Genomic DNA, 12,170 nt, shown 5'->3' with positions numbered 1-12,170 from the left:
CGCGCTAAGAGCGGGACGGCGACTCGGAGCTTCGACGGTATTCGGTGGGGGTCTGGCCGGTCCAGCGCTTGAACACCCTGAAAAAGGCCGTGGCGTCGCGGTAGCCGAGGCGAAATGCGATTTCGGTCATGGTGAGCGAGGGATCGCGCAGGTAGGCGTACGCCGACTCGCGCCGGGCCGACTCCAGCAAATCCTTGTATCTTACACCTTCTTCCGAGAGGCGGCGCCGGAGCGTGCTCGGTGTGGTGGAGAGGCGGCGCGCGATGCGGTCCATCGCCGGCGCCCCGCTGCGCAACTCTTCGCGCACCGCGCGGCGGACGTCGTCGCTGGTGCTCGTGCGGCGCAGGTCGGCGAGCATCGTCTCGGCTTGCTGCCCGATCAAGTTGGCGAGCACGGGATCGGCGCCGTGCGGGCGGAGCGCGCGAAGAAGCGCGTGATGTTCTGGATTCACGGCGGCGGGTTCATCACTGGCGCCAGCGATCAGGATATCATCCTCGAGGGGACCGGAAACCTCTACCACGGCGCGACCTTCGCGAAGGAGCAGGACGTCGTCGTGGTGACGATCAACTACCGCTTGGGGGAGCTCGGATTTACGGCCCACCCTTCGCTTTCCGCCGAGGATCCGCACGGCTCCTCGGGCAACTGCGGGAGCCTCGATCAGATCGCCGCGCTGCGATGGGTGCACGACAACATCGCGAGCTTCGGCGGCGATCCGGACCGAGTGACGATCTTCGGCGAATCGGCCGGCGCGGAGAGCGTTGGGCATCTCCTGGTCTCGCCGCTCGCCGCCGGGTTGTTCTCCGCGGCCATCCTGGAGAGCGGCGGTATCGGTGTCGCCCCGCGCGCCCGCCGTTACGAGCAAGGGGAGGATATCGCGGCGCGCGAGGGGTGCGCGCGGGCGCGGGACATTCCCGCGTGCCTGCGCAAGGTGCCGGCTCACCATTTTCTCCATCCCGTCGGCGGCATCGTGGAGGCGGCCGAGCAATTCCTGAAAGGCGCCCTCGAGGGCCATCTGTGGTGGCTCGTGTATGGCCCGAATGTCGACGACTACGTCTTTACGGGTGATCCCTATACGATCCTGCGCGAAGGAAAGCACAACAAGGTGCCGCTCATCGTGGGAAACAACACCGAGGAGGCGGCGGCCGTCCCGTACCTCGGAACGGATCTCGCCACCTACGAAGCCACCATCGACATCGCCACGGGGCGGTACGCGAGCGACGTCAAAAAGCTTTACCCTTACTTCAATCCATTACCCAATGGGCGCCGCGCCATCATCGATCTAGGAACCGACTTCGCCTTCGCGTGCGAAGCGCGCCGCATCGCGCGCAACGCGCTCAAAGGGGGAACCCCCGCCGTCTACCGTTACGTGTGGTCACACGGGTATAGAGCGCCGCACCCCCTCGCGTCGTTGGGTGTCTTTCATGCGGCCGAGATCCCCTTCGTGTGGAACACCACCGACGCGTTTCTCTACCCCCAGACGGCAGCCGAACGCCTCCTCGGGGCGCGCGCGCGTACGTACTGGACGAACCTGGTCACCGGTAACCCGAACACCGAACGCACACCCGAGTGGCCGAAATACGATCTCGCGACGGAGAAGACGATGGTGCTCGACCCGAGCATTTCGACCCAGAGCAAGCCCCGCGACCTCTTTTGCAATTTCTGGGACGACGCGCTCGATTCGCATTGACGCATGTCCATCCCGACTCTCGAACACGAGCGGCTCGTGCGCTCCCACTCGCTGGTGCCTTTGGCCCCCCACCCATAGAGGCGCAAGAGCGGTCCCGTGCGCGGCGTGCGACGGAGAAAGGGCGCGCGCGTCGTGGGTCACGAAGGCAGGCACCGCGCGCGCTCCCCGGGGCGAGCGCGCCCCGCCATCACGCGTCCTGCGCCGGATCGAACAGGCGGCCGAACGACAAGCCCGGGTCGACACCGAGCGCGCGGCACAAGGCGTCGACCCGCTCCAGCTCGCGGCGCAGGCTCTTGTGGTGGTTGCGGCTCTTGACCAGCGCGTGGCGGCCGAAGAGGCGGAAGGCCTCCTCGAGGCTCTCCAGCTTTTCGGTGGCGGCGGCGAGCACCAGCCCTCGAAACGCGTCGGTCAGGTCGAGCTCGAGCGGTGTGCCGAGCACCGCGTGCCGCTCCGCCTCGCGCACGAAGGCGGTGGCGGCGGTGTGCAGGAGCTCGACCAGCGAGCGATCGGGATCGGCCTCTTCGTAGGCGAGCGCGCGGGTCAAGTGGTGCTCGTCGACGACCAGCTCGTGCGGCGCGGCGCTGCCCTGCTCCGCGAGCGATACCGTGTAGGCACGGCGGATGACGTTGTCGAGCTGCCGCAAATTGCCCGGCCATGGATAGCCGAGCAGGCGCTGCACGACGGCCGCCGTCAGACCGGCGCTGCCGTCGGGCACGCGTTCGTGATGGCGTCGTTCGAGCATGTAGCGCGCCCAGGGCGCGATCTCGTCGGGCCGCTCGGCCAGGGACGGCAGGCGCACCGGCAGCACGTTGATGCGGTAATAGAGGTCCTCGCGAAAGCGCTGCGCGCGCACCGCCGCTTGGAGGTTGGCGTTGGTGCCGATGATGAAGCGCGCGTTGGCGCGCCGCTCGCTGCCGCTGTCGCCCAGCACGCGGTAGGCGCGCACCTCCAACATGTAGAGCAGGCCCGCTTGCGCGCGCAGCGACAGCTTGTCGATTTCGTCGATGAACAAGGTGCCATTGCCGGCGCGTTCGACCGCGCCGACGTGATCGCGGCTGGCCCCCGTAAAGGCGCCTTTGCGCCAGCCCGATAGCTCCGCGAGCTGCAGATCCTCGGGCACCGTGGACAGATCGAGCACCTCGAAGGGCCCCTCGCGGAACGGCGAGCGCTCGTGGCACCAGCGCGCCAGCCGCGACTTGCCGGTGCCGGTCGCGCCGCAGAGGAGGATCGTCTCGTCTTGCTGGGCGAACACGCGCAAGAGGCGCACGAGCCCCTTCATCGCCGCGCCCAGCACCGGCAGCAGCGGATCTTCGTGCTCGACGACGGCGGGCCGCGACGGCCGCGCCAACAGATACGGGGTGACCAGCTCCGTGTAGAGCTGCAACACCGCGTCGCAACTCTCCCACACGAACGGCTGCCCCATCGCCGCGCGGCACGCGGCCTCGATGGAGATCATGCCCACGACGTCGCCGCGCGCCCCGCGCAAGGGCAGCACATAGACGTGGGTGGTCCCGCGCTCGAGCAGGCGCTGGCGCGTCTCGCCCTCGCCGAGGGGATCGATCCGGGCCGCCGGCACGCCCATGGCCTCGATGCGGCCGAGGCTGACGTCGATGGCGACGGCGCACCCGTGCTGCTCCACCAGACGCCACGCGCTGGTCGAGGGCAGGCGGGTGGAGCCCGACTCGAGCGCCACCGCCTCCGTGCTGCCGGCTTCCAGCACCACCAATTGCCGGTAGCCATCGGATGGCCGAAGATGCACCATGCCGCAGGTCAAGCGCGCACGCCCTGCAAATGCGGTCGCCGCGAGGACCCGTTCGACCTCGCCGAGGATGGCCACGAGCGCGTGCGCCGCGACCTCTTCGAAGAAGCTCGAGCTTCGAACCTGCGTGAGAAATGCATTCAGCTCGCCGGCTTCCAGCAATCGAAACCCTCCCGGTTGTGCAGTATACCCCCGCTGGACCGTCCACGAGCCGCTTCTTGGCAGGGAATCCTTTTTGCCCGTACAGCCGAAGAGTGCTCTCCATTTGGATCGGCCATGGCTGCACCCGCATCGAATGGGCCTGCATGATGTTCAAAAGACTCGCTCCCGGCGCGCTCACCCGATGGCCGTCCCGTTCGGCGAGGATCTCGGCCGAGCACGATCCGTGAGACGTGTGGCGCAGCGCGGAAGCGTGCCTAGGCGCTACATCGCGCGACATATCGACTTACGTCGATTTACTTCGACCGATGTAAACCGATATACATAGAGGTCGTGGTGAGCGATCTACCCGCCGTATCGGGTTATCACGTCATGGCGCCGATTGGCGAAGGCGGCTTTGGCTCCGTGTACCTCGCGCGGCAGCACAGCACCAAACAGCTCGTGGCGTTGAAGATCCAGCGCGGGGATCCGACATATCGGCCCACCGGGCGAGACGAAGCACGATTCGAGCGCGAGGCAAGCCTATGTGCCGAGCTGCGGCACCCCCATATCGTCCAACTGCTCGACCAGGGCCGCACGGAGGATGGGCGGCTCTTCGCGGCTTACCAGTATGTGCCCGGCGAGACGCTCAAGGAGTATGTCAGCCGGATGGGGCCTCTGGTGGTGTCGGAGGCCGGGGAGCTGATGGGCCAGGTCCTCGACGCGCTCGTCTGTGCCCACGCGCACGGGGTCGTCCATCGTGACTTGAAGCCGCAGAACATCATGGTGTCCTCGCCGGGCGCCAAGCCGCAAGCCAAGGTCCTGGACTTCGGCATCGGGGTGGTGATCCCCGGCGCGCGAGCCGGCGATTACAAAAGCCTGACCTTGACCCACGAGCTGCTCGGGACCCCCGCCTACAGCGCGCCCGAGCAGCTTCGCGGCGAGCCTCCGACCATCAAGACGGATCTCTACGCGTGGGCGCTGGTATTTCTGGAGTGCCTCACGGGCGCTCCCGCCGTGCGCGGCGCCTCGCTCGCCGAGGTGTTGCACCAGCAGCTCAGCCCCGCGGAGGTTCCCCTCCCCCAAGCGATCGCGGGCCACCCCCTCGGGGCGCTCTTGCGGCGCGCGCTCAAGAAGGACGCGGCGCAGCGGTGCCCGAGCTCGCAGGCGCTGTGGAACGAGCTCCAAGCCACCAACCTGGCCAACCTCGTCGGCGAGATCCTCGGCCCCCAGTCGACGGGATCCGTCGCGCCGACGGTCGCGATCCAGAACCGCGAGCGCGATTCTCGGAAGCACCAGATCACCGTCCTGTCCTGCGCGTTGCCCCCCGCGTTCGGGGGCGATCGAGGCATCGAGCAGCTGGAGACGGAGCTCGAGCCGCTCGAGACCCGGCTGCGCAGCCAGGTCAGCGAATGCGTGGACATCGCCACCCGCTTCGGGGGCTACGTGATGGGGACGCTCGCGGACCGCCTCCTCGTCTACTTTGGCTATCCCGTGGCCACCGACTCGGACGCTCCGCGGGCCCTGCGGGCGGCCATCGCGATCGAGAAGCACTTCGACCGCGCTCGGGACCTGCCGCAAGGCGGGGCACGGATCGGGATCCACTCGGGCTTGACCGTGATGAAAGACGTCGTCGCGACGGGCGTCACCGCCAGCATCGCGATGCGGCTCGAGAACATCGCCCCCGCGGGCGCGATCCTGGTGAGCGATGCCGTGCAGCGCCGGCTCGCCGATGCCTTCCACTTCGAGCCGTTCCTCGCGGGCGAGCAGGAGGTCGTCAAGACGATCGCCGGGTGCTACCGCTACGTGGACCAGGCCGCGCCCAGCCCGAACGATCCGACGGTTCGCACGAAGCCCGATCGCCCCATGGTGGGGCGCCAGAAGGAGCTCGACGCGATGAGCGAGGCGTGGGCCTCGGCGCAGCGACAGGCGGGCTCGCTGTTTCTCGTCACGGGCGAAGCCGGCATCGGCAAATCGCGGCTGGTCCGGGCATTTTGGCAGCGCGAGGGGACCGAGCCGTGGTGGTGCCGCTGCTTGCCCGAGCAGGTGAACAGCGCGCTGTTTCCCGTGCTGGAGCTGATGCGAGCGCAGCTGGAGATCCCGCGCGTGGACGCAGGGCTCGAGGCCAGGCGCCGGCTCGAACGCACCCTCGGGGCCGCAGGTATCGACGTCGCGCGGGTGATCCCCATCTTCTGCGCGTGGCTCTCGCTGCCGCTCGGCGATACGTACCGCGCCTCGAAGCTCTCGCCGCCGCTGCAGAAGTCCGAGCTCCTCGACGCGATCATGGCCTGGCTCCTCGATCGCGCCAAACGCCAGCCGCTCTTGCTCGCGTTCGAAGATCTGCACTGGAGCGACTCGACGACCCGCGAATTGCTCGATCGGCTCGCGAGCGTGGTCCACCAGCACGCGCTGCTCGTGGTCACCATCGCGCGGCCCGAGTTCGCCAATCCGTGGGCCGGGCGAGCCCGGGTCATCGCGCTCTCGGGGCTCGATCTCGAGGGCATCAAGACCATCACCGACATGGTCCTCAAGGGGCGCCGGCTGCCCGAGGACGTCGTGCAGCTCATCGTCGAGCGCACCGACGGCATCCCGCTGTTCATCGAGGAGCTGACGCGGATGCTCCTCGAGACGCACCTCGTCCAGGGGAATGGAGGGCTCGTGCTCAAGCCCGGGGCCGACCTCTCGAAGATCCCCGGCTCGATCCGCGACTCGCTGGTGGGCCGGCTCGATCGGCTCGGCTCGGCCAAGCAGACCGCCCAGCTCGCGGGGGCCATCGGGCGCGAGTTCACGCGCGAGCTGCTCCTGGCCGCGACGACCAAGTCCCCCGAGCAAGCCGAGCGCGATCTGCAAAGCTTGCGCGACGCCGATCTGGTTCTCCGCCGCACCAGCCACGAGCAAGAGAGCTTCTTCTTCCGCCACGCCCTGATCCGCGACGCGGCGTACGAGATGCTCACCTCCTCCGAGCGCTGCCGCGTGCACAAGCAGATCGCGGACGCGCTCGAGCAACATTTCCCCCACGCCGTTCGCGCGGATCCGGGCGCCGTCGCCCATCACGCGTTCGAGGCGGGCGCGTACCCGAGCGCCATCGCGCACGGGGTTCGCGCCGCGACCAAGGCGCTCCAGCAGTCGGCGTCCGAGGAGGCCATCTCACGCGCGCAGACATTGCTCAAGTGGATCAAGAAGCTGCCCGAGGCCGAGCAGGGCAGCGCCGAGCTGAAGGTCAATTCCATCCTGACCCCCTCCTTGATGAACAAATACGGCTGGGCGGCCAAGGAGCTGGCGGATACGGCCGCGCGATCGCTCGAGATCTTGAAGACCGCAGGCGACTCTCCCCACCGCGTATTCTCGCTGTGGTGGATCGTGATGAACCGGCTCGTCGCGGGCAACCGTGCGACCTTGGCCGAGCTGACATCCCAGCTGCGAGCGTTGGCCAAGCAGACCGGCGAGGCCGAGGTCATCGGGGCCTCGGAGGCGCTGATTGGCTACTATTCGTACACACAGGGCGACTGCGAGGGCGGCAGTCGGGCCATGCGCCTCGCGCTCGATGCGTACGATCCAAAGCTGCACCGCGAGAGCGGGGCCACCTACGGCTTCGACGTCCGCGTCTATGCGACCGCGTCGTTGGCCCGCGTGACCTGGGATATGGGCCACGCCGAACGGGCGACCGCGTTGGCCCAGGACGCGGTGAGCTGGGCGCGGGAGATCGACCACGTCCCCTCCCTCGGCATCGCGCTCATGTACCAGAGCATCGTCCACCAGTACAACGACGAGAAGGAGCAGGCCGGCGAGGTCTCCAAAGAGCTCCTGGAGCTCTCGGCCAGGTACGGGCTCACGGTGTATGCGGCCTACGCCAGGTTGATGCACTGCTGGGCTACGGACGATCTCTCCGGCGGGGAGGAGAGCTTCGGCTTGCTCGACACGATCAAGAGCCTGCACGCCGTAGCTTACTTTTACTCCCTGCTCGCGGACATCGACCTGCTGCAGAGCGGGCCGGAGGTGGCGCTGGCGCGCATCGACACGTGCATCGCGCTATGCGGCTCGGTCGACGAGCACTACTACGAGCCCCACCTCTACTTGCGGCGCGCCCGCTACCTGACGATGGCCGACCCCAAGCACGAGGGGGCTCGAGCCCGCCGGGATCTGGAGACCGCCCAGCGCATGGCCATCGCCCAAGGGGCGGCCCACATCGCGAAGCGCGCCAGTGGTGCGATGGCCCGCCAGCGCGACTTTGGCTAGGTTCGGAAATAAGCGGGTTTACCCTGGACATTCGAATACGGAGGTGACGTGACATGGCTCTCCAAGAAGGAAAAGACACCGATCTCACCACGCAGCTCATGCAGTTCCGGACCGCCTATCTGCAGGGCGTGGCCCGCGCAGCCGTCGATCTCGAGTTCCGGAGGAAGCTCACGCGCAGTGACGATGCGCTCCACATCCTCGGCGAGCAGTTCGGATACCGCTGCCCCTGGCAACTGAGCTTCGTGGTGCGCGACGACATTTACTGGGGTCCGCGCTACAACCCGGCCAAGGGAGCCATCATGCGCGCGCCGCTGCACGGGGAGACGCTCACCGTGTATCTCCCGAAGAGGCCCGAGGCGTCCGAGTATCCGGGGATGCGAGACGACGAGTATCGCAAGACCCTCATGGAGGCGCTGGCAGCCTTCTACCAACAGAACTGGCAGCTCCTGCAAAACAGGCAACCCGGCGCCCCGAATCAGCCCTTCAACCCCCCGGATTTGCCGGCCGTGAGCCCGAATGGCAAGTGGTCCTCGGTCCTCCCCACGCACCGCTACGATCTGGGTGACAGCACCGACGACTTCATCTCGTTCGCCGCGGTCGTTTTGAACGCGTTGGCGCTGGCGTGGAACGATCAAGCCATGTGGCAGGAGCTCACGCGCGAACAGCCCCCACCGCGGCAAGACCTCAATCCCGACGTATTTGCGCCGCTGCAGACGGCCCCTCAAATCCTGAAGCAGTGGTTCGACTACGATTATCCGTGGGATATCCAGCTGGTCTTCAAGCCCGACCCCCGCGCGAAATACGTCAAGAACAAGGACGACGGGAAGTACAAGTGGCGCGATCTGAGTTGGCCGGAGCTGATGCTCGTCCTGCCGTGGATGAGCGGGGCGTTCGTCGAGCCGCCCTCCACCGCGGCCAATCAAGCGGAAGAAGTCCGTTTGAATGTCGCGAACATCGCCCCCGCCATCATGGGCCTCGCGCTCTACAATACGGACGGCCCAGGGTACCCCTTCACGTGCGGTTGAACCGCGGCGCGATTGACTCGGATCGCCATGTGTCCGAGCCCTTGGCGATGTGGCCGGAGTACCTCGATCCCGAGCTTCGGCCCTACGCACCCCGTATGCGCGTGGTGGACACGCCGCAAGCCATGGCCCAGCGGGTCGCGGAGCTCGGGGCGCGGGCCGCGGTCCCGCTGCTGCCGGAGCTGACCGTCGACGGACGGCCGCTGTTCGCCAATTGGGGGCTCGAGTTCCAGCTCGAGGCGAGCCGGCAAAGCCAGCAGCATCGGCGGTCGATCGACAGCGCCACCCGCGGGGCGGGCCAGCTCGCGGCGATGGACACCGCGGGCATCTCCGAAGCGTACCTGTTTCCCACCCTGGCGACCTTCCTCGTGCACCACGAAGAGCTCCCCGCCCCGGTCTCGGCGGGCTTCGCCAGGGCCTACAACCGCTGGCTCCTGGACTATTGCGCGGAGGCCCCGGCCCGACTCCACCCCGTCGGGATGGTCAGTCGCCACGATCCCGCCATGACCTTGGCGGAGCTCGATCGGATCATCGGCGACGGCTTTCGCTGCGTGGTGATGCGCCCCGAGCCCATTCGCGGGCTCGGGCTGGGCGATCCGCGGCTCGAGCCCTTTTGGACGCGCTGCGAGCAGGAGAGCATCGCGGTCGCCATCCACGGCAGCACGCACCTCTTTGGGCCCACGGTGGGGCGCGATCGCTTTACGACGCGCTTTGCGCTCCACGCGTGCTCGCACCCCATGGAGGCGCAATTGGCTTTCCTCGCCTTGCTCGACGCGGGGGTGCTGGAGCGCCATCCGCGGCTCAAGGTGGCCTTCCTCGAGGCGGGCGCCTCCTGGGTGCCCCACTGGCTGTGGCGGCTCGACGCGATCTGCTACGCGACCATGCCGGGCGAGAACGCGCGCAATGTGACCATGAAGCCCTCGGCTTACTTCGCCCGCCAGTGCTGGGTGGGGATCGAGTTGGAGGAGCCGTGCCTTCGCCAGGTGATTGACTGTATCGGCGCCGATCGGCTTTTGTACGGGACCGACTTTCCGCATCCGGACCACTTGCCGTCGGAGGGCGATGCGCGCGCCGAACGCGACGAACGCGATGGCGGCACGGTGCTGACCGAGCGCGAGCAGGAGCTGGTGTTTCGGGATAACGCGCGCGCCTTCTTCGAGGGCGCGGGCTAGCGCGATGGCCACCGGGCCGCTGCGCTGGCATCCGCGATTTCTCGTCCATACCACCGTGCACGGTCAGATTGTGCTGCTGGAGGACGGCGATGCCGTGCTGTTCGACGAGGGGCCGCCCGCCCATGTCGCGCAGGCGGTGAGCCGTCATGCATCGATTCACCAGGTCCTGGAGCTCGCGCAAACGCCGGGGGGGCGAGCTGCGATGCGGGTCACCCTCGACGGGTTCTTCGCGCACGATCTCGTGCAGACGGCCGACGCGTATCGGCTGGCGCTGCCGGGCTATTTGCGGCCTGCCTTCGAGGCCGAGCCGCGCGTGGTCACGCAGCCGCGCGCGGTCGCGCAGGCGGGCAGCGTGGGCGCGCAGGCGGGCAGCGAGGTGGTGCTGCTCTCCGAGATCCCCGCGTCGGATCCCCTCGTCGACTGGGCGCGCGCGCTCGCCACCGCGCATGGAATCGCGGTCGCCATCGTCGATGACGAGCTCGATCCCCGGCTGGAGGCCGTCGATCGCCGTCACCGGGACGCCATGCGCCCCTGGCTCTTGTTCAAGCCGCGCGGGCGGCGACCTTCGCTCGGCCCCTGGTTCGATCCCGAGCCCGGACGCCCATGCTGGTCCTGCTTGGAGCGCCGGATGCTCGGCAACCAGCACGTGCGGCGCTGGCTGACCCACGCGACCTCGCGACGATGCCTCGAGATCCCCGTCGCCATCGACCTGCTGGCCCCGGGGGTCCTGCCGCAGCCCCCTCTCGGCGGTGCGCTGCTCGAGCACCTCCGAGCCGGGGCACTGGTGCGGCTCGAGCCAACGACCGCCGCGATCGCCGGCGCGCATCATGTCGCCGGCCACGAACATGGTTCGCGCTGCGGCGATCCGGCGAGGCGCTCGCCTTGGATCGAGCTCCGGTCCACCAAACGAGGGCGCGACCCTGACGGTGGATATCGAAGCCACTCCGCGGAAGACACGGTGGCGAGGCTCCTCGTGCACGTCAGTACGGTGACGGGCAACGTGGCAGACGTCTCCATCGTCCCCGGCCAGGATTTGCAACCGCTCCCCGTGCACCGCAGCGCCTTTCTCACCTGCCCCTTGGGAAAGTCGATCGTCCGCCCGGCCGACTTCCACCGCGTCGCGCTCGGCAAGGGCACGTCCGCGGCGCAGTCTCGCGCGAGCGCTTTGTGCGAAGCGCTCGAGCGATCCGTTGCGCAGTATCGAGGCGACGAGCCGACCGTGCTCGCCTCGGCCGAAGCGCTCACCGGTGCGCGGTCGTTCCCCCCGCCGATGGTGAGGCCCCTGAGCGCGCGCCAAATGGCCACCTTCCCCGCCTGGAGGACCGACGAGCCGATTCACTGGGTGGACGTAAGCTCGCTCACCCGCCGTGAGCTCTGCAAAGTCCCCTTGACCTACTGTTATGCGAATACGCCGTTCGCGCGGGAAGAAGAGCTCTGTCGCTTCGACTCCAATGGTTGCGCGGCCGGGCGCACATTGGAAGAGGCGTTGCTTCAAGGTTTGCTCGAGCGCATCGAGCGCGATGCGGTGGCCATCTGGTGGTACAATCGCCTGGCCGTCCCTTCCCTATCCCCCGCGCTCGTCGGTCCGAGCCTGCTCGATGCGCTCCAGCGCGGGCTCGGTCCTATTTGGGATTGGTGGCTGCTCGACGCGACCCACGATCTGGACACTCCGGTCTGCGTCGCGGTAGCCCGCCGTCACCAAGACGGGCAATATCGGTTTGGCTTTGGCTGCCACGTCGAGGCGAAGCTCGCGGCCCAGAGGGCGGCCACCGAGCTCCATCAGCTCATCGCGGTCGAGAAGCAGCGCGGAGCATCCTTCGATTTCGCGGGGGTCGCGGGCGAGCCGTACCTTCATCCATCGGCCACGGGCCGGGCGGCGCGCGCCTTGGCCGTCTCCACCGAATACGATGACATTCGCGATGCCATCGAGGCATGCATCGCGCGCCTGGCCGCGCGCGGGCTCGAGGTGCTGGCGCACCGCTACCCGGCCATCGACGATGCGCTCGCCGTCGTCAAGACCATCGTCCCCGGCGCATGCCACATCTGGCCAGAGCTCGGGGCGTCCCGGCTGTATCGCGTTCCGGTCGATCTCGGCTGGTCTTCGCGTGCCCTCGGCGAGCACGATCTCAACCCCCTGCCCTTGTTCGTCTGAGCCC

At 68.0% G+C, this 12,170-nt stretch carries 7 protein-coding genes; 5 read left to right on the top strand and 2 right to left on the bottom strand.

All coding sequences use genetic code 11. The features are described from left to right. Nucleotides 1-4 precede the first annotated feature (4 nt). Complete coding sequence (locus LZC94_14370; GenBank protein WXB18415.1) at nt 5-451, bottom strand: helix-turn-helix transcriptional regulator; 447 nt, start codon at nt 449-451, stop codon at nt 5-7. Between LZC94_14370 and LZC94_14365 the strand changes: the two genes are divergently transcribed. Continuing rightward, a complete protein-coding gene (locus LZC94_14365; protein ID WXB18414.1) occupies nt 437-1,687 on the top strand; it encodes a carboxylesterase family protein in 1,251 nt (416 codons plus the stop codon). The two genes, LZC94_14370 and LZC94_14365, sit on opposite strands and share 15 nt — an antisense overlap. A 187-nt stretch (nt 1,688-1,874) precedes the next feature. Here the strand turns inward: LZC94_14365 and LZC94_14360 are convergent, their stop codons facing one another. Beyond that, nucleotides 1,875-3,608, bottom strand: coding sequence for a sigma 54-interacting transcriptional regulator (locus tag LZC94_14360; GenBank protein WXB18413.1), 1,734 nt, complete (start codon nt 3,606-3,608; stop codon nt 1,875-1,877). A 333-nt stretch (nt 3,609-3,941) separates the two neighbouring features. On the opposite strand from LZC94_14360, the gene LZC94_14355 reads away from it, so the two are divergent. The 4 genes from LZC94_14355 to LZC94_14340 are packed head-to-tail and all read left to right on the top strand — an operon-like array spanning nt 3,942 to nt 12,166. Next, complete coding sequence (locus tag LZC94_14355) at nt 3,942-7,820, top strand: TOMM system kinase/cyclase fusion protein (GenBank protein WXB18412.1); 3,879 nt, start codon at nt 3,942-3,944, stop codon at nt 7,818-7,820. Nucleotides 7,821-7,873: 53 nt separating this feature from the next. Next, on the top strand, nt 7,874-8,845 hold the full coding sequence (locus tag LZC94_14350; protein ID WXB18411.1) for a BMA_0021/BMA_0022 family TOMM bacteriocin: 972 nt from the start codon (nt 7,874-7,876) through the stop codon (nt 8,843-8,845). A 29-nt stretch (nt 8,846-8,874) separates the two neighbouring features. After that, nucleotides 8,875-10,014, top strand: a complete 1,140-nt coding sequence (locus LZC94_14345; GenBank protein ID WXB18410.1) for an amidohydrolase — start codon at nt 8,875-8,877, stop codon at nt 10,012-10,014. A 4-nt stretch (nt 10,015-10,018) separates the two neighbouring features. Next, on the top strand, nt 10,019-12,166 hold the full coding sequence (locus LZC94_14340) for a TOMM precursor leader peptide-binding protein (GenBank protein WXB18409.1): 2,148 nt from the start codon (nt 10,019-10,021) through the stop codon (nt 12,164-12,166). Nucleotides 12,167-12,170 lie beyond the last annotated feature (4 nt).

Source organism: Sorangiineae bacterium MSr11954 (assembly GCA_037157815.1).
Classification (GTDB): Bacteria; Myxococcota_A; Polyangia; order Polyangiales; family Polyangiaceae; genus Pendulispora; species Pendulispora albinea.
Note: the sequence above shows the minus strand (reverse complement) of the source record. Positions and strands in the feature narration are given on the sequence as shown.

Coding starts and splice junctions, on each gene's coding strand:
- LZC94_14365 (WXB18414.1), top strand. CDS start 437: ATGTTCTGGATTCACGGCGGCGGGTTCATCACTGGCGCCAGCGATCAG.
- LZC94_14350 (WXB18411.1), top strand. CDS start 7,874: ATGGCTCTCCAAGAAGGAAAAGACACCGATCTCACCACGCAGCTCATG.
- LZC94_14340 (WXB18409.1), top strand. CDS start 10,019: ATGGCCACCGGGCCGCTGCGCTGGCATCCGCGATTTCTCGTCCATACC.